Raw genomic sequence first — 17,970 nt, forward strand, 5'->3', positions numbered from 1 at the left:
TATAATTACTTTTATCGCTAAAACTTATTTTAACGTTAAAAATAATTTTGTAAATAAGGAATTCGCCTATCAAATGGGAAAAACTCTGTTGAGGCTTTAAGAATGGCCAGCTGCAATGCTCACAAACATTCACCTTAAGGAAAATCAACAATGGCGCGTGCAAACTGACAGGATTCGCTTCATGCTAGTCCAGACCATTTATAAGCAGTCGTATGATACCGACTCTCTCCTCTAAAAAGAGGTTTCCAAAAAGTCCTTTGGGCCACTAACCCCTTAATTCAGAAAACGAGAACTAATCGAATCACCATTTGGTAAAGTTCAATCGTTCTTCACTGCTAGAATCAGACCCTTCTTTACAAGACACCTCGAGGACCCGCTCCAAAAAGAACATGAATTCATCCGTATCTTATCCAATACGCCATTGCCTTCTGTTGCTGGGCTGTTGTTCCTTGCACAAACTGAATCATGGGGAGAGTGAACAAAAGAACGCTTTTGACGACTCTTGTCTGCTCAATCTGAACCACTGGGAGAGTGAACAAAAGAACGCTTTGACGACTCTTGCCTGCTCAATCTGAACCACCGGGAAGTGAACTAAAGAACGCTTTGGCGACTCTTGCCTGCTCAATCTGAACCACCGGGAAGTGAACTAAAGAACGCTTTGACGACTCTTGCCTGCTCAATCTGAACCACTGGGAGAGTGAACAAAAGGGTACAGCGAGGTAGGTTGAGGGTTGATGAGAATACGTGAAGGCGTGTCGAGATACGTTAAACGGCAGCGTGAAAACTCGATGGATTAGGCTGTAAATTTTGGCTAGGGAAAGCCAGTGACAATATATTTTCTCGCTACAAAAAACTCCCCACGTTTCAACCTAATAAAGGCGAACATGAGGAGTTAAAATAAAGTATTACATGAGCTTGCTACCGCTATTCACATGTAACAGATGGCTTTGAACCTTTCCAGATCACATTCTCACCGTAATTTTTGCCCCAGTCATACATCATCTGCAATACCGGCATCAGACTTTGACCGTGTTCGGTAAGAGAATATTCTACTTTGGGAGGGACCTCCGGGTAGACCTTTCTGGAGATCAATTGGTCTTCCTCCAGTTCTCGAAGCTGGTTCGTCAGCATTTTCTGCGTAATATGCGGGATCAAATTCTTCAACTCGCTGAACCGCTTCGTGCCCTCAAGCCCAAGATGCCATAATATAATCAGCTTCCATTTGCCCCCGATGACGGCCAAGGTAAGTTCTTTTTCACAATTGATTTCCTTGAGATTAATGCGGTCTTTAATTACTGTTGCCATTCGTACCGGCCCCTCCTTTCTGTAGAATACTATAACACGAAGTGTTTATTCTCATGTATAGCTGAGGTTCGAGATTCTGGCATGCTCTGCCTATGGCTGTCGATCTTGAGGAGCGACTCTATTCCAGATTGGCGTGTCTGCCGTACATCCGGTCAGAATCCAGTTCCCGTTTATCCATCATTCGGAGAATAACCGCGTCATAAAACACCAACAATGTCTGCTCGAATAATGACGCCATAGGCTGAATGGTGGCATAGCTGCCATTTGCTTTATCCTTCGGTGCCCCTGGCAGCATAACGGCTACATCCGATAATCTGCCGATTGTCGACTCTGGATTAATCGTGACGGTAACAACCGATGCCCCCAAGCTCTTCGCTTTCTGGGCCATCGGAATTAAGCTTTTCGTTTCCCCTGAACCCGAGCTAATGATGAGGACATCATCCTTGGATATGCCGGGGGTTACCGTTTCTCCGACCACATATGCATTCATCCCCGAATGCATAAGGCGCATCGCGAAAGCCCGTCCCATTAACCCCGATCTTCCGGCGCCTGCCAGAAACACCTGCTTCGACTGCAAAATGATATCGGCCAACTGCTCAGCTTCTTCTTCCGCGATACGTTCCACCGCGTGATGCAGTTCCTGTACGATCTCTGCTGCATATTTTACCGTTTCCATGGGCAATCAGGCCTGTCTAACCAATTTCTGCATTTCGGCTGCTGTCGCTTTTTTATCTCCCTGACCGGTGATACCTCCGCCTACAATGACGAGGTCTGGATTGGCCTTAATGACTTCTGGCAGCGTACTCAGCTTAATGCCGCCCGCAATAGCCGTTTTCGCATGCTTGACCACGCGTTTGATGGCCGTCAGCTCCTCGAAGGAGTTTTTGCCTGCCGCTTGGTGGTCATAACCGGAATGGACACAGATGTAATCAACGCCAAGCGCGTCGATCTCCTTCGCTCTTTCCTCGATGTCCTTCACGTTGATCATGTCCACCATAATCTTTTTGTTTTGCTTCTTGGCTTCCTCAACCGCGCCTTTGATTGTCGAGTCGTCCGATACGCCCAGAACAGTAATGATATCCGCTCCTGCTTCGGACGCCTTCATGACCTCATATCCGCCTGCATCCATAATTTTCAGATCGGCCAGCACGCGCAAGGACGGGAACGCTTCTTTCATTTCCTTGACCGCTCTCAACCCTTCGTTAATGACGACCGGTGTTCCGATTTCGACGATATCTATATGCTCTGCAACCTCTGCTACCAGCTGCTTGGCTTCAGGAATGTTTACCAGATCCAATGCCAATTGAAGTTCCATTATTGTGCCACTCCTTTTGCATGTCAATTTATTATGAATTACACGCTCATTGTAGAGCCTTACTGTCAATTTAGGAAGTAGGCACTTTCAAGTGAGGTAGTTACTTAGAGGATACTATTGCAGGTTGATCAGAAAGATCGCCATCCATATTGTAAGCCATAATATAATAAGTTAAATCGTCGGCCAACGGTTGAACGCTCAACGTTTTCATTCCATAGTGGCTATAAATTTGTTCGTTTTTTTGGCTGTCCGTTTCCAAAATACAGGGTATATTTTTCTCATCCGCCTGTCCCATCACAAACTCCATCAATTGCCGCATATACCCCTTATGCCTGTACTGTTCCTGCACCACAATCATAAATACAAAAAGGTAATCCTTTTCGCCCTTGACAAAGCTTTCTGCTCTTTTCAATTTAGAAAACTGTTTTGCAATTTTCAAGAAACTGCTAACTGAAATCACTTTTGCCAACTTAAGCAGCTTCAGCTTTTCCGATAGCTTTAAACTGTTGCTTTTTGTCCAAAATCCGCAAATCCCCTCATAATTTTCTGAGGTCGCGTAGGCCATTTCGTTTTCGATCAATATCTGAAGGTTGAGATTAAAAAAATGAGTCAACACATATTTTCTTTGTTCAGGACTATCTCCCCAACAATAAAATCCGGCGTTATCTTTAAATCCATCCGCAATCTTTTCGGCGAGCCCATATATCTGTAGCTCTGTTAATCCTTTTATCTGTATCATCATACCACTCCTTTTCAACATGATCCCGATAATGCTGCCTATGGCAAAAACAATGAAGTCAAAAACCTCATGCGGGGCTTCGAGACCAGCATCGCAACAATTACAGAACGCACACGCCCTAATTGTTGCATATCACCGTCGCCCTGGCAAGAAAAAGCCGCTTTATTCCTGTGATGGAAAAAAGCGGCAATTTATGTTATCCTTTTACGATCTCAATTTTGCGGACGCGGTGTTTATCCTTTTCTAGAATGGTGAACTGTACACCATCGATTTGGTACTGGCTTCCCTTCCTGCTGTCGGGAATGCGATCGTATAGCCAGCCCCCAATCGTATCGATATCTTCGCTCTCGATATCGGTTCCGAGCATGTTGTTGATGTCGGAGAGCAGAACTTTACCGTCCACGATAATCTGGTCTTCCGTAATATATTCAATGTCAGCCTTCTCCTCGGCGTCGAATTCATCCCGGATATCACCGACGATTTCCTCCAAAATGTCTTCAATCGTAACCATGCCCGATGTACCACCGAATTCGTCAATGAGAATCGCAATATGCACGCGCTCCTGCTGCATCCGCTTCAAAAGTTGCTTCACCGGAATTGCCTCTGACACGCTCAGGACGGGATGCATCACTTCTGATAACGGAGCATCGGCAATCTCTTCGAACTGGAGAAACAATTGTTTCGTGTTGACCATACCGACTACATGGTCCTTACTGTCCTGAATAACTGGATAACGCGTATATTGTTCCCGTTTGATCGTCGAGATGCTGTCCTGCACCGTATCTATCACTTCGAGACAAACCATATCCGTACGGGGAACCATTATATCCTTGGCATGCAATTCGTCGAAGGCAAAGATCCGGCTCACATAACCGTACTCCGTATTGTTGATCTTGCCGCTCTCGTAGCTCTCGTTCAGAATGATCTGCAGCTCTTCTTCGGAGTGTGCTTCTTCATGCTCCTTCGCAGGCTTGAGACCGAACAAGCGGATGATGGCGTTCGCCGACCCGTTCAACATCCATATAAACGGATACATCAGTTTGTAAAACCAAATAATCGGCTTCACAAACAACACGCTGATTGCTTCCGCCTTCTGTATCGCAAGCGTCTTGGGCGCAAGCTCGCCGACGACTACGTGCAGGAACGTAATGACGATGAACGCGATGGCAAATGAAAGCACAGAGCTCACTTGCACAGGAAGCGCAAAATAGTTAAAGAGCGGATGCAGCACCTTCTCCATCGTCGGTTCTCCCAACCATCCTAGTCCCAGTGCGGTAATCGTAATGCCCAACTGGCAGGCGGACAAATATCCGTCCAAGTTACTGGTGACCTGCTTGACGGCAAGCGCGTTCCTGCGTCCTTCAATAACCATCTGATCCACTCGGCTGGATCGGATTTTAATAATGGCGAATTCTGTTGCGACAAAGAAACCGGTTAATAATATCAAGATAGCAAACAAGAAAAAACTGACACCTGTAGACAAATTTAATTTCTCCTTTATCATTTCGAGTTCATCTGAACTTATTATAAGAACTTATAACTAAGAAAACAAAGGGAGTATCCAGTCGTTTTGGGTCAAATCTGACTTCATGAGTTCAATCCACTGACGAAACCGAGTTCTCTTATTTATTTTTCAGCTTTGACTTTCAATTCGATAAAATCTTATGATAGGCTTATTGCAATTTCAAAATAATCAGGTGGTTAAAAGATGGATAGCTTCGTCATTACACGCAAAAAAATGTCTGAACTTCTCATGGCTCTGCAACCTGCTGACAATACAGCAAGGGAGCAATCTCCAGCACCGCAAGCGATATTGCAAAAGGCATGGGAGGAATTCCAACAGCAGCTGAGCGGTCTCGACATAACCGCTTCTCCTATGCTGTCTGCAACATTACCGCCCATTTATGAAAAGTTACTGCGTGGGCGCTCCCACAAAGAGGGGCTGTCCTTGAATGAAATCGCAGCTCTCGGAAACCAAGTAGAGTATTCCAACTTTTCGATCACATCCATACAGAATTGGGTCAAGCGTGACATTAAAGACTTTATAGGCTCCCCCCGGCTTGGCAAGAAGTATTCACTGCAGCAAGCCGCTCTCATTCTTATTGTAGAGGATCTACGGGCAACTCTTCATTTTGATTCGATACGAAGCTTGCTAGCGCTGCTATTTATGAACCCGGAGCAGGATGAGGATGACGTGATTCATCCGCTTAATTTCTATGCTGCCTACGCCACACTCTACGAAGAGCTTGATCAGAACAACGACCAAGTGCTTGACGTTCACGGACACGACCCGCTGCGGCTGCGTCATGACCATATGCTGGAGCTGATTATCTCCAATAAGACGGATGATCACATGAGCAAGCTGGCGCCGCAATCTCACTGCCACCGTACTCTTATCCGCAATGCGCTTGTCATTGCGATCACTTCCGTGCAGACGACTTATTTTCAATATTTGGCCAAAAAGTATATGAACGCCACATTGCTGTCTGGCCAAACCAGCCGAAAGAATGAATGAACTGCAGCCCACATGGTGGAGAGACAAGCCTGTTAATCATAACGGCAAATATGGAAAAAGGTGAATCAGGGACATCCCTGATTCACCTTTTTTTAATTAGCGGCAAGCTGCACTCTGCTTCATGCAGCTTGATAATAATAGAGCCCTTGTTCAGTTGATTTGGTATGTAGCGGTGATGTGATTAATCGTATACGAAGAAGGGGCGGCAAATTGAACATAAAGATAGCCGTCTTCCGTGGCAGTGAATATTCTTCCAACGTTGCTATTGAAAAAGGTCCCTAGATGATTGCTTGAATCATACACCGAATAGTAGGCATAGCTGCCTTGGGCAAAAATAGTAAGTTGCTGGCCTTTCTTCAAATAAATCCCTTCCAGCGAACTGATTTCATTCGGCCGCAGCGCATAGTACTTGGTAAATTGTTGCGCTTTCTGAACCGCCGATTCGGAAGGTACGACAGGGGAAGCATACGCTGGCGAAGCTGCAGCCAGAACGGCCAGCGCTGACAGGGAAATAAGTAATTTCTTCATTTTGAATCACTCCTTAGGTTTTTGTATTTGATGCAATATTCTGGAAGTTGTCTCTTCTTAAATATAACAAAAATATAATATCTTGTAAACAGTAAATTCCTATCTTTTTTATAGGAATTATAGACGGAATTCGCCTTGTCTCACAACTCTTTCAATAGAGCGAATAAAAAGAGAGGCTTTCCAATAGGTCATTTAGACCTATTTGGACGAGCCTCTCTTTTGGTTCAGATAACAAGGGGGCAAAATATTAGGAAGGCAGCTTACTTTGCTATAGGCAATCCTTCCTCACGCCATCGCACGATACCCCCTTGCAGGTTCATGACGTTCGCGATGCCGTGCGCCTGCATAATGCCAGCCGCAATTGCGGAGCGCATCCCCGTCCGGCATTGGACGAGCACCGGCTTGTCGGCAGGCACCTCGCGAATACGCTGCGGCAGCGTTCCGAGCAGGATGTGCCGAGCGCCCGGAATTCGGCCTTCCTCCCACTCCGCGCCGGAGCGCACGTCCACGACCACCACCTCCCCTTCACTTACCTTGCCGGCAATGTCCGCAGGAGTTACCTCGGCGTACGATTGCAAGCCCGCCACTCCCGACTGGGCACCGCTCCACATCGCCGAAGCTTCTATCGTTCCAGCGATTCGATCGATGCCGATGGCCCGCATATCACGGACGATCCCAGGCAGTTGATCCGCTTCCCCCATGACGTACAGTGGCCGCTCGTCATCGACTAGCCACCCGGCCCATGACGTAAAGGAGCGGTTGTAGGGCAGATTAATCGTCCCCTCCACGTGGCCGGCCGCAAACGCCGGTGAAGTTCTCGTGTCGATGACGGTCGCACCTCTTTGCACGAGGCTGCCTACAACCGCAACAACCGTCCCTTCGATCCACTCCGGTGCGGGAAGATCCGTGAGCAGCGCAGGCCCTTCCCGGTTCACCTGCTTCATGCGCGGAAAATAGGTCGGCGGCTCAGGCTGCCCGGCCAACAGGGCGTCCACAAATGATGGCTCATCGTTGAAGGACAACGCCCAATTGAACCTCTTTTCGTATCCGACCGTCGAGGACGGAACAGCGCCGAGCGCCTTGCCGCACGCGCTGCCAGCCCCATGTGCCGGCCATATCTGCACGTACTCGTCTAGCCGCTTGAAGCGCTGTAGGGATTGGAACATCAGCCGCGCTCCCTCCATGGCCGTGCCTGCCAAGCCTACCGCTTTCTCCAGCAGATCCGGCCGGCCGACATCGCCGACGAACACGAAATCGCCCGTGAATATACCTATCGGGCGATCAGCGCCCCCGCCCCGGTCAGTCAATAGGAACGATACGCTCTCAGGTGTATGCCCTGGCGTATGCAGCACTTCGAACTCAAGTCTGCCTATGTTGAATCGATCTCCGTCCTTCACAAGGCAGTGCTTCAACTGATGCCCGTTCTCTTCACTCACGTAAGCATAGGACCAATCCGGTCCGCCTTCGCCCGACACGTACAGCGTTGCTTTGTGCTTTGCCCCCATTTCGCGGGCGCCCGATACGAAATCGGCGTGAATATGGGTCTCCGCCGCAGCGACGACCGTTAGCCCTTCCGCCTGGGCCGTCTTCAAATACGGGGTGACGTCGCGAGCCGGGTCGATGACGATCGCTTCCCCCGTCGCTTGGCAGCCCACAAGATACGACGCATGGGCCAGCTTCTCATCGTAGAAATAACGCAGCAGCATGGATGCCGCTCTCCCCTTTCTCTGGTACAGTCATTAGTCGAGATACCTGTCTCATTGCCGCCACCTACATGCGTCCCTTCAGCATGCCGTGCCAATACAGCTTCGGCAGCAGGCTCTTCTTCAGCACATACATGCTATAACGCTCCTTCGATTGGTCGAACGGGAACGTCTCACGCGGGGTCAGATCGTAATCGAACTCCGCCAAAATGAGCCGGTTGTATCCCGTCACGAGCGGACAGGACGTATATCCGTCGTAGCTCGCATCTAGCGGCTGTCCCGCCAGCACGTTCAACACATTACAGGCCGCTACAGGCGCCTGCTTGCGGATGGCGGCGCCGGTCTTCGAGGTAGGCAGATTGCTGCAATCCCCCAAGGCGAACACGTTCGCGAACCGGACATGCTGCATCGTGTGCTTGTCGACCTCCGTCCACCCGCCCGCGTCTGCGAGCGGACTGTCCCGGATGAAGGCCGGGGAGGACATTGGCGGGACGACATGAATCATGCCGTATTGAATCGTCTCCCGCTCCTTCGTGTCCGTATGCTCAAACACGGCTTCCCGCCGGCTCGCGATGAGCTCCACCAGATTGCGCTTATACTTCGCTGTAATGCTTCTCCGTTCCACGACCTGGTTGAGCGCTTCGGCATACTTCGGGACGGCGAAGATGGTTGCATTGCCCGAAGCGAAGACGACGTCAGTCTTCTCTCTGACACCCGACCGGCGGAACGCATCGTCGGCCAGGTACATAATCTTCTGCGGCGCACCCCCGCACTTGATCGGCGTGTTCGGCTGCGTGAAGATGGCGGTGCCGCCCCGGAATTCGCGGATGGACTTCCAAGTACTGTCCACGTAGTTGTAATCATAATTACTGCAGACGCCGCCGTACCCGATGCTCTCCTTCAAGCCCTTAATCCGGTCCCAATCAATCTGGATGCCCGCCGCAACGACGAGGACGTCGTATCGGACTTCGGTTCCAGCCCCGGTAACGAAGCGGTTCTCATCCGGATGGAAGCGCACGACTGCTTCCTGCAGCCAGTCGGCGCCCTTCGGGATAAGCGATTTCTGGTTGCGCTCCGTCATCTCCTTGCGGACGACCCCGCCGCCGACGAGCGTCCACAACGGCTGATAATAGTGCTTGGTCTGCGGATCGACAAGTACGACTGAACCGTGAAGCCCTTTCGATGCGCGCAGCAAGCGGGCTGCAACCGACAATCCGGCGCTGCCCGCCCCGACGATGGCGACGGCATAGTGAAGTTGTCTCGGCATCACTTGCCCTCCTCTGCTCCCAAATGCTGCTAGCCTGCTTCAGGATGGATAATGAATCGATAAGACGTAATCATGCATTCCACTGCAAGAAAATTGCGCAAGCAAAGAGTTATTGCACCAATGGTCAAATTATATGGCCGGAATCCGGTTCCTATGATTGTACGGCAAAAAAGCAATTCCGCTCCCGTTGCCCGGCAGCCGGAATTGCTTGTCGTCCAACCCATTTCGACTACTCGTACAGCGCCTCCTCGCACGCTATCCCCGCTTCGCTAATAGGGCCCGTCGAACGGGTCATCGACGTCATCCCCTGCCAGCGTCTGGAGACGAACACGAGCAGCAGCATCGTCAACATGACTCCGACGAAGAGCCACAGCACGGTCTGTACCGGCCATACGTCCATCATCCACCCGACGGCAATCGGCATGAGCGAGCCGCCAAGCCCGTTGGCGGCCAGCAGAATGCTTGTCGTCCGCTCCGTCATGCCAGGCAGCGCCTGGTTGGCATAGATAAGCATGACCGCGAACATGCCCGCCATCCCGAGCCCGAGCAGGAAGCTGATCGCGAAGCCGCCCCATGCCTGCGTGCTGAACGGCAACAGAAGCAGCACAAGCAAGCTCCCCGAGGTGGTCAGCCAGAGGAAGCGGTAATACGTCAGCTTCTCCGCGAGCACGCCGCACAACGCCCGCCCTATAACCATCGCGAGCCAGTAGACGGTAACGGTCAGCGTCGCTTGGGAGCTGGCGATGCCCCATTTTTCGATAAAAATAGACGGGAAGAAATGAACAACGGATACTTCGCTTCCCCCGTAAAGCATGAAAAATGCGGCACACAGCACAAGAAATGGCAGGCCCTTGCCAGTATACGCAGTCGGCTTCGTCTCTCGGTTGCCCCGTTCCACCGTGCGGGTCAGCATTGCATCGATATTGCCGAACGACAGCCTCTGCCACCCGATGACCGTCACCAGCGCGCACACGCCCAGCAGCAGGAACGAGTAGGCCCATATGCCGCGCGCAATCAAGAAACTCGCCACGAACGGAATCGTCAAAGCGCCGATGCCGAAGGTCACCTCCAGCTTGCTCATGGCGACGGCCTGCCGTTCCTTAACGGCCACGAGAATAATCGTGCCTATGCACGATTCCACTAGCCCTGCTCCGGCACCGGCCAGTCCGGCCAGCAGAACGACGACCGGCCAAGGCGGAAGAAAGAACAGCAGCAGTTCAACGCTGATGAGGAGAAGCCCCAGCATGACGCCCCGTTTGCGGCTGAACCTGCGGGAGACGGCCGGCATGCCGAGCACGCCGATGAGCATCCCGATGAACTGCACGAAGATAAGCACCCCGCCATCGGTGTAGTTCAACCCATAGTGGGCGAGCAGTTCGGGAAGGACGGCACCCATAATAACGAGCGTCACGCCAGTCACGACGTACGATAGACAGCCCATCCAAATGAGCCGATTAATCATGCCGCACACCTCCGTCCGCTACCACCAGTTCCACGCCGACCTCGTGCAGCTGCCGTTTCCATTCCTCGTCCGGTTCCCGGTTCGTAATGATAAGGTCGATGTCCTCTAATCCGGTCACACGGTGAAACATCGTTTTGCCGAACTTGGAATGGTCGGCCAGCACGATGACTTGATCGGCCTTCCGTATGACTTGACGGATGAGATAGCTCTCCTCCTCGAAGTCTGTCGTCAGGCCGCCCATCGAAAGGCCGCACGTGCCGAGAAACGCCTTATCGAGGTGGTAGTCGGACATCATTTCGATGGCTCGGGCGCCATAAACCATGCGCTGTCCGTTATACAGCAGACCGCCGAGCAGATGAATCCGCGCTTCGTCCTTTGACGCCAGCATGCCGGCCATGTCGATGGAATTGGTAACGACGACGTTCCGCTTGGTCGTCATATATTCCCCCACATAACGAACGGTCGTGGAAGAGTCGACGTACAGGTAATCCTCATCATGAAGCAGAGAGGCAGCCAAGCGGCCGATCGCCTGCTTGGACGTCGTCTCCTTCTGCAGTCGCTGCTCATAGTTCGGCATTTCCTTCGATATCGTCGGCAGGATGGCTCCGCCGCGGGTGCGGACGATGCAACCCCGTTCTTCCAGCTTGATGATGTCCCGTCTGGCCGTATCGCGCGACACGCTCAGCAGATCGCAGATTTCGTCGACTTCTATGCGCTTATTGACCTGCAAATGTTGCAGAATAGCGACGAGCCGTTCCTCTTGAAACATGCCTTTCTCTCCCATCAGTTAAGTTAATTTAAGTATTAATAAGTTATACTAAGCAATAATAAGTGATAGTAATGATTATAAGTAAGAACCAGCAGCTGTCAAGAGGCGAAATGTTCTAGGATGATGGTATGCGCACATGACGAAATATTGTAGCTATAGTTGCATAACCATAACTTAACCAAATTCAGCGCAACACATTAATGCGGTGAATAAATAAAGAAAACAAATAAAAAATAGCCTGTTGAGATTTCTCAACAGGCTAAGACGGCGCACATCGTGCAGCGTCCCTTCACATTATTCGGGCGGGAGAATCGCGGTATCGACTTCCTGCTGCAATCGTTCGTCCGCAATGACGATCGTGAGGTCGCAGAACGGTGGAAGTTCTGGTGAACGCAGCAGCAGCGCCAGCATCTCCCCCGCGTCATGACGAAGCTTCTCCAGATGAATGCCCATTATGTATTCAGGATGCAAGCTCAGCTTGTCAAGGGCTGCTTCAAGCAGCTTAATGGCACCCCGATGATTGCCATTCTGAAAATGATACAGCCCGACAGCTATCTGCAGAAGCCCCTGCAGCAACGGCTTGCGCCCTTCCTCCAGCCACAGTTCCTCCATGACATCGTGACAAGCGTAGTAGTCCCGCTTTTCATTGAACAGCTTGATGAACTGGACATACAAGCAGTCATATGCGATTGACGGCTCATCTGCCATTTCGCTCATTCAATCGGATCTCCGTTCTTCTTCGCCCGTTGCATTTCAGCGATAATATCCTCTTCCAGCCGCTTGAGCTCGTCTATATCGTTCCGCTCCCACACCTCATTGAAACGATTTTGAAGTTGGATCGCCTCGGAGATTCGATGATAGTAATACAGCTCTTGAATAAATGCCAAACAGTTATGCACAATTTTGGACTTGTCTTCAAAGCTGCTCTGCGCGACCAGAATTTCCTGTCTGATGCTGGACATTTCATTATCGAGAATAAATGCGGCTTCGGCTGCCGTCTTCAACCGGTCGCGGACATCGTCCGGCAGGCTGTCCTTATATTTATAATTAAGCGAATGTTCAATCGTAGCCCAGAAGTTCATGGCTAGCGTTCGAATCTGAATTTCTGCCAGCACGACTTTTTGGCCGAGCGCCGTTTGCACGGGATATTCTACAATCATATGAAAGCTGCGGTACCCGCTTTCTTTGTAATTCGTAATATAATCTTTCTCGTAAAGAACGTTCATATCTTTGCGGTGGCGGATAAACTCAGCCACTCGATGTATATCATCAACGAATTGACACATAATGCGTATACCAGCAATATCTTCAATCCCCCGCTCCAACTCTTCAAGTGGAACGTTCAATCGCTTCGCCTTGTCAAGTATGCTGGAGATACGTTTAATGCGTCCAGTCACAAATTCAATCGGTGAGTACTCCTCACGTTTTTTCAATTCAGAGCGCATCGTCTTGAATTTGACCTTAAGTTCTTCGACGGCCTGTTCATAAGGCAGCAAAAATTTTCCCCAATCTCTTCCGTCCATGTGAACGCCTCCTGTCCATTCCACCCGTTACTTTATGTTATAGGCGATGTCTATGACTAGCTTGCAGAAGTCTATGCCCCGTTCAACGATGATTCGTGCCGACAGCCTCGGAAATATGCTGAAACCCGTCCTGCGCCAGCAGCCGCTTAAGCCCCGATGCCAATTCCCGATTAATACCCGGTCCTCTATATATGAGCCCTGTATATATTTCCACCAGACTAGCCCCAGCCCGAATCTTGCGGTAAGCATCCTCAGCGGTGAAGACCCCGCCAGAGCCGATAATCGGTATCGATCCGTTCGTCATTTGATACAATTGTGAAATCACTTCGGTAGATCGTTCCGCCAGCGGCCTGCCGCTTAAGCCCCCCGTCTCCAATCGGTGCACATGGGAAGCCCCCATGCGTGACAACGTCGTATTGGTAGCTATAATACCGGATACGCCACTATTCACAATCGTCTCGGTCATATGCTGCAGCTCGCTGTCGGACACATCCGGAGCAATTTTTACGAGGACGGCCTTGCTGCGGCCGCGTGCAGAATTCTGCTCATTCATTTCTGTCACAACCGCCTGCAGCAGCGCTTTTAGTTCATCTCCATGCTGCAAATTGCGTAGATCCGGGGTATTCGGAGAACTGATGTTCACGACGAATAAATCCGCAACGTCATATAAAGCCCGGACACACTTCAAATAGTCTTCATGTGCCTCCTCATTCGGAGTCACTTTATTTTTACCGATATTCACCCATATCGGAATTGGTCTTGCCGTTAAGGAAGAGAGGCGCGCGCGCATCGCGTTCGCTCCTTCGTTATTAAAGCCCATGCGATTAATGAGTGCCTCATCCGGAGGCAGTCGGAACATGCGCGGCTTGTCGTTGCCCGGCTGTCCTTGCGGCGTCACCGTTCCTACCTCCATGAACCCGAAACCGATGGTAGAAAATCCGCGCACGGCTTCCGCGTTCTTATCGAGTCCGGCCGCAAGTCCGATCGGGCTGTCGAAGGTTAAGCCGAACAAGGAACTCGTCAAGGCAGGGTCCGGCTTGATACCGTACATTCCCCGCATCAGGGCAAGCCCTCCCGGTATTTTAGCGGCCTTTGACATTCCTCCGATGACAAGATGATGCGCTTGTTCAGGATCCATTTTGAAAAATAACGGTTTAGCAATAGTGCGATACAACAAAGGTTCCACTCCGTTCATTATGCCATACATTCAAGCCATGGTACTGACAGCATGCGTGAAGTTACCATACCGCAGAAGATGCGCCTCTCATTTTTCCCAAATGGTGGTATATGTATACATAGCTTCTAGCGGCATTAGGCTCTATGAAATAGTTTAAAGCTTTCTTCCTAAAAAGAAAAGTCTGTATTGTCCCTAAGACATGTCTGGCCTTTTGCTTAGAAACCGATTACAATACAACTATAGATAGGGTTACTACGATGAAAGGTGATGACCTATGGCAACGAAACGAAAACCTCCAACAATACCGACCAAATCAAATGAAGTAATGAACAAGAAAGCTCTGTATTGGCTCGGGGGAGTTCTGGTGCTTATTGTCATTATCGTCTCAATTTTACTTCTTACGAATGGATAATTTAATACGACGAACGGACAAAGAGCCAGGTTCCAAGTTTCCTTGTGGACCCGGCTCTTTCACATTCTTACTTCTTAATCCAACCAACGGTAAATCTTCTTCGGGTTGTCCTGCTTCGGCGTTAAATCCAAGCGATAGCGCTTCTCTGTGTCAGGCACGATTGGCTGCTCCGGAAGCAGATCCGTTCCAATGCTTACCTCCGTACCGATAGGAACCATATCGAATAACTCCTCAACATCTTCACGCAGCATGCGAATGCATCCAAGAGATCTGTCCTTACCGATGCTATCTGGCTCATTCGTACCATGTACGGCATATAACGAGTCGGATAACGTCATGCCGCGGCTTCCGAAGTCACCGGTAGAAGAACCGTTCGGATCCACAACTTTTTCTGTAATTTGGAACCGCCCTTCCGGCGTCCGCTTTCCTCCAAGCCCAACTTTATAATTGCGAACGATAATGTTCCCACTCACGACCGCCAATCGATGGCTCTTCTTGTCCACTACGATGCGCAGCGGCTCCCGGAAAGGATCAGATTGGTCGCTCCATACCCGCTTCAACGCGTGTTCCTTTGCTGCTTTCGGGTCCGCCTTCTTCCCTTGCACCCCGTCCTTGTATTGCTTATATACGTTGTCATATGCCGTTTCGACTTCCGTTGACGTACCAGACACCACATTGGAAGGATAGCCTTTGGCAAGCTTCCCCCACTCGTTCGGAGCGGTTCCGTGACGGCGAACCATAGCGGTCAATGCCGACTTGGCAACTAACCTCTGTTCGCTGGCTTGTATCCAACCGCTCACAAATGAACTTGCCTGCTCCTGCTCCTCGCCACAATTGCATTTAGGATCCTGGAGCGGCGTGACCATAATGTGATTCATTTCCTCGCTTGACTCAGCCTGAAGAATCGCATGGAGCGAGTGCGACCATAGCCACCACGAATCATAAGTTGGGATATTCACAAGGTATTTCTTCCACTCTCCATCAACGGAAGTTCCGAATACCCGCTTCACCGCAGCGGCATACGCGCCATCATCCGAAGCCGGAACCAGAAAGGCTTGCTGTGCCGCTTCATTGGATTCATCGTTGGATATTGCGGCAGCCTTAGATTTCCCGACGCGCTTGTCAGAGGGGTCCTGCTCTCCGGCTGCCTTCATCGGCCAAGATGGTGCCGATGCTTGTCCGCCCGGTATGGATCCTATCATAATGAAAAACAAGAGTACAAATAGAATCAGACGCACCAGACTGCGGCGAGAACGGCGGAGTTTCTCCTGCTCTTCGCGCTTTTTAGCCCATTCCTCGACGGTCTCGGAAGGGAGCGGCACATTTTCGAATGCGTTGTAAATCTCGCCTGCTTGATTGTAGCAGTAATTGGCTTTACCTTGCTCACCGGAGCGCTCGTACTGTTTGCCCAACAAGTACCACGCCATACGGTTATCCGGATGCGCCTCGATGTACTGTTTCATATAGGCTTGGTCTTTCTCTGTCCATTGCGGATGCTTCGCGTCTGATTCCGGCGGCACTTCGCTCCCCTCCTTCTATTGTCTGCTTGCTAACGACGCGGCGGAAAATGTGATCCCGTTGCTGCGTAGCGTACATAGATTTGATCGCGAATAACAACCGCTCGCGCTTCAGTAATCCATTGAACATGAAATCCGAACTGTTCGGCGACAAACCGTACGGGAACGACGATATGGCCCTCATGAACGAACGGGGCATCCTGCAATTGCAATTCCGATACCGTTCCGTGTTCCCGTCGCACTGCCTGCTTGCTCCCTGCTTTCATCTCGAATTCTATCTCTCCGAACGAGAAACGAACCTGACCGTCTGCTGACCATTCTGTCTTGTAACCAAGAGTATCCGCCACCACACGCAATGGCAGAAACGTGCGGCCGTTCTGAATGACGGGTGCTGCATCCGTCTTGATTAATCGCCGATTATAGACAAGCTGAATATCTTTGTCCTTTACGCCAAGCTCTCTGCCCGAAGGAATGACACCTTGCGGGAGCTCGTAGCGGCGAATGAGGCGGATTGCGTTGTTAAAGGCATCCGCTACAGCAATCGTGCCGTTCGGCAGCACGGCGACCGCTGCCGGTTCGTGGAATTCGGCGAATGAGGCCAACCCATCCGCATCCCCGCTTGGTTCCGCTTGCCCGCTCAGCGTACACACACTTCCCTTATACACATAACGGATCGCGTGATTCCAACGATCCGCCACAACAACACCGCCTTCATCCGTGAGCGCGATTCCTGTTGGGCTGTTGAAGAGCGCTTCGCTCGCCTTTCCATCCCGGTAGCCTCCCGCTGCATATAAAGACGCATCAGGAAAATGCTTGGAATAGTTGGCGGTTGAACTGTTCCCTGCAAGCGTAGTAACGCTTTGCTTCGCTACGTCAACGAGGCGGATCCGATGATTGCCCGTATCGGCTACAATCAGCTGACCGTCGGCGTTCATAACAAGACTGCTTGGTTCATTGAATCGGGCCTGCGCAAGCGCTCCGTCGAGATAATCCCCAGCTGCAGCTACCGCACCTGGTGAATACTCCACTATCCGCTCCGAGCGCGCATTCAAGGTGCTGACGTTCCCCTTCGGATCGATGCGGCGGATAACGTGATTCAGAGTATCTGCCACATACAGCGTACCGTCATTGGCTGCGACGATGGCGCGAGGCTGATTGAATCGTGCTGACGTCCCTGATCCATCACGCCAACCCGCCACTCCGTCTCCGGCTGCAGTCGTAACACGGCCATCCCGGTCAAGCTTACGAATAACATGATTTGCTGAATCTGCGATATACAGGTTTCCCGCTTTATCCTTCGCCATACCGACAGGTTCATTGAACATCGCCTGTGAGGCGCCCCCGTCACGTAAGCCCCCCTTCGGTATTGTGTCGGCGCTGGTATGAGCTACCGTCCCCGCAACCGTACGGACTTGACCTCCTTCATTCACCTTCCGCAGGCGATGATTACGTGTATCTGCTATGAGAAGCGAGCCGTCTGGCTCGGCCATCAGTCCGGTAGGGAAGCGGAATTCGGCCTCTCCTTTCAGACCATCCTTCCAACCCGATACCCCTGTTCCGGCCCAATGAACGACCTCATACCACTGTGGGCCCGTCTTCCACCACTTCCAATTCACTGCTGGCGTTTCAAAACGTTCCATCGATTTGTCGTCCCATTTTGCCGCCGAACGCTGGTTCAAGTCTGTAGTTGCCCCTAACGCGTATCCCGTACTATCGATACTCATACCGAGAATGGATG

At 50.9% G+C, this 17,970-nt stretch carries 16 protein-coding genes; 1 reads left to right on the forward strand and 15 read right to left on the reverse strand.

Features of this window, described 5'->3' with window-relative positions:
* Positions 1–924 precede the first annotated feature (924 nt).
* The 5 genes from M3650_RS17555 to M3650_RS17575 all read right to left on the reverse strand — a co-directional run bounded on the left by M3650_RS17555 (position 925) and on the right by M3650_RS17575 (position 4,842).
* A complete protein-coding gene (locus M3650_RS17555; RefSeq protein ID WP_251576700.1) occupies positions 925–1,305 on the reverse strand; it encodes a winged helix-turn-helix transcriptional regulator in 381 nt (126 codons plus the stop codon).
* Between the two features lie 118 nt (positions 1,306–1,423).
* Positions 1,424–1,981 carry a 6-phospho-3-hexuloisomerase gene (gene hxlB, locus M3650_RS17560; RefSeq protein ID WP_251576702.1) on the reverse strand — a complete coding sequence of 186 codons (558 nt, stop codon included), beginning with the start codon at positions 1,979–1,981 and terminating at the stop codon, positions 1,424–1,426.
* 6 nt (positions 1,982–1,987) lie between these two features.
* Positions 1,988–2,620 carry a 3-hexulose-6-phosphate synthase gene (gene hxlA / locus M3650_RS17565; protein WP_019424310.1) on the reverse strand — a complete coding sequence of 211 codons (633 nt, stop codon included), beginning with the start codon at positions 2,618–2,620 and terminating at the stop codon, positions 1,988–1,990.
* Between the two features lie 100 nt (positions 2,621–2,720).
* Positions 2,721–3,359 carry a GNAT family N-acetyltransferase gene (locus tag M3650_RS17570; RefSeq protein ID WP_251576704.1) on the reverse strand — a complete coding sequence of 213 codons (639 nt, stop codon included), beginning with the start codon at positions 3,357–3,359 and terminating at the stop codon, positions 2,721–2,723.
* 196 nt (positions 3,360–3,555) lie between these two features.
* Positions 3,556–4,842 (reverse strand): hemolysin family protein, encoded by a 1,287-nt coding sequence (locus tag M3650_RS17575; RefSeq protein WP_251576706.1) that lies wholly within the window; start codon positions 4,840–4,842, stop codon positions 3,556–3,558.
* 225 nt (positions 4,843–5,067) lie between these two features.
* Here M3650_RS17575 and M3650_RS17580 point away from each other — a divergent pair, with 225 nt between their 5' ends.
* Positions 5,068–5,874 (forward strand): DUF1836 domain-containing protein, encoded by an 807-nt coding sequence (locus M3650_RS17580; RefSeq protein WP_251576708.1) that lies wholly within the window; start codon positions 5,068–5,070, stop codon positions 5,872–5,874.
* A gap of 150 nt (positions 5,875–6,024) precedes the next feature.
* Here the strand turns inward: M3650_RS17580 and M3650_RS17585 are convergent, their stop codons facing one another.
* The 10 genes from M3650_RS17585 to M3650_RS17630 all read right to left on the reverse strand — a co-directional run bounded on the left by M3650_RS17585 (position 6,025) and on the right by M3650_RS17630 (position 17,956).
* Positions 6,025–6,402 (reverse strand): hypothetical protein, encoded by a 378-nt coding sequence (locus M3650_RS17585; protein WP_251576710.1) that lies wholly within the window; start codon positions 6,400–6,402, stop codon positions 6,025–6,027.
* Between the two features lie 260 nt (positions 6,403–6,662).
* Positions 6,663–8,108, reverse strand: a complete 1,446-nt coding sequence (locus M3650_RS17590; RefSeq protein ID WP_251576712.1) for an MBL fold metallo-hydrolase — start codon at positions 8,106–8,108, stop codon at positions 6,663–6,665.
* A gap of 64 nt (positions 8,109–8,172) precedes the next feature.
* Positions 8,173–9,372, reverse strand: a complete 1,200-nt coding sequence (locus tag M3650_RS17595) for an FAD/NAD(P)-binding oxidoreductase (RefSeq protein ID WP_251576714.1) — start codon at positions 9,370–9,372, stop codon at positions 8,173–8,175.
* A 229-nt stretch (positions 9,373–9,601) separates the two neighbouring features.
* On the reverse strand, positions 9,602–10,834 hold the full coding sequence (locus tag M3650_RS17600) for an MFS transporter (protein WP_251576716.1): 1,233 nt from the start codon (positions 10,832–10,834) through the stop codon (positions 9,602–9,604).
* Positions 10,827–11,603 (reverse strand): DeoR/GlpR family DNA-binding transcription regulator, encoded by a 777-nt coding sequence (locus M3650_RS17605; protein WP_251576718.1) that lies wholly within the window; start codon positions 11,601–11,603, stop codon positions 10,827–10,829. The genes M3650_RS17600 and M3650_RS17605 overlap by 8 nt, the downstream gene beginning before the upstream one ends.
* Before the next feature lie 294 nt (positions 11,604–11,897).
* Complete coding sequence (locus M3650_RS17610) at positions 11,898–12,320, reverse strand: DUF309 domain-containing protein (protein ID WP_019424301.1); 423 nt, start codon at positions 12,318–12,320, stop codon at positions 11,898–11,900.
* Positions 12,317–13,126, reverse strand: a complete 810-nt coding sequence (gene yjbM / locus M3650_RS17615; protein WP_019424300.1) for a GTP diphosphokinase — start codon at positions 13,124–13,126, stop codon at positions 12,317–12,319. Before yjbM ends, M3650_RS17610 begins: the two co-directional genes overlap by 4 nt.
* An 82-nt stretch (positions 13,127–13,208) precedes the next feature.
* A complete protein-coding gene (locus M3650_RS17620; RefSeq protein WP_251576720.1) occupies positions 13,209–14,303 on the reverse strand; it encodes a quinone-dependent dihydroorotate dehydrogenase in 1,095 nt (364 codons plus the stop codon).
* A 486-nt stretch (positions 14,304–14,789) separates the two neighbouring features.
* A complete protein-coding gene (locus M3650_RS17625) occupies positions 14,790–16,235 on the reverse strand; it encodes a L,D-transpeptidase family protein (RefSeq protein ID WP_251576722.1) in 1,446 nt (481 codons plus the stop codon).
* A gap of 29 nt (positions 16,236–16,264) precedes the next feature.
* Positions 16,265–17,956, reverse strand: a complete 1,692-nt coding sequence (locus tag M3650_RS17630) for a stalk domain-containing protein (protein ID WP_251576724.1) — start codon at positions 17,954–17,956, stop codon at positions 16,265–16,267.
* Positions 17,957–17,970: the final 14 nt, after the last annotated feature.

This window comes from Paenibacillus sp. MER TA 81-3 (assembly GCF_023713585.1).
GTDB lineage: Bacteria > Bacillota > Bacilli > Paenibacillales > Paenibacillaceae > Paenibacillus_B > Paenibacillus_B profundus.

What these genes read in the sequence shown, in the direction of transcription:
- M3650_RS17555 (WP_251576700.1), bottom strand. Translation starts at nt 1,305, where the DNA reads ATGGCAACAGTAATTAAAGACCGCATTAATCTCAAGGAAATCAATTGT.
- hxlB (WP_251576702.1), bottom strand. Translation starts at nt 1,981, where the DNA reads ATGGAAACGGTAAAATATGCAGCAGAGATCGTACAGGAACTGCATCAC.
- hxlA (WP_019424310.1), bottom strand. Translation starts at nt 2,620, where the DNA reads ATGGAACTTCAATTGGCATTGGATCTGGTAAACATTCCTGAAGCCAAG.
- M3650_RS17570 (WP_251576704.1), bottom strand. Translation starts at nt 3,359, where the DNA reads ATGATACAGATAAAAGGATTAACAGAGCTACAGATATATGGGCTCGCC.
- M3650_RS17580 (WP_251576708.1), top strand. Translation starts at nt 5,068, where the DNA reads ATGGATAGCTTCGTCATTACACGCAAAAAAATGTCTGAACTTCTCATG.
- M3650_RS17585 (WP_251576710.1), bottom strand. Translation starts at nt 6,402, where the DNA reads ATGAAGAAATTACTTATTTCCCTGTCAGCGCTGGCCGTTCTGGCTGCA.
- M3650_RS17590 (WP_251576712.1), bottom strand. Translation starts at nt 8,108, where the DNA reads ATGCTGCTGCGTTATTTCTACGATGAGAAGCTGGCCCATGCGTCGTAT.
- M3650_RS17595 (WP_251576714.1), bottom strand. Translation starts at nt 9,372, where the DNA reads ATGCCGAGACAACTTCACTATGCCGTCGCCATCGTCGGGGCGGGCAGC.
- M3650_RS17600 (WP_251576716.1), bottom strand. Translation starts at nt 10,834, where the DNA reads ATGATTAATCGGCTCATTTGGATGGGCTGTCTATCGTACGTCGTGACT.
- M3650_RS17605 (WP_251576718.1), bottom strand. Translation starts at nt 11,603, where the DNA reads ATGTTTCAAGAGGAACGGCTCGTCGCTATTCTGCAACATTTGCAGGTC.
- M3650_RS17610 (WP_019424301.1), bottom strand. Translation starts at nt 12,320, where the DNA reads ATGAGCGAAATGGCAGATGAGCCGTCAATCGCATATGACTGCTTGTAT.
- yjbM (WP_019424300.1), bottom strand. Translation starts at nt 13,126, where the DNA reads ATGGACGGAAGAGATTGGGGAAAATTTTTGCTGCCTTATGAACAGGCC.
- M3650_RS17630 (WP_251576724.1), bottom strand. Translation starts at nt 17,956, where the DNA reads ATGAGTATCGATAGTACGGGATACGCGTTAGGGGCAACTACAGACTTG.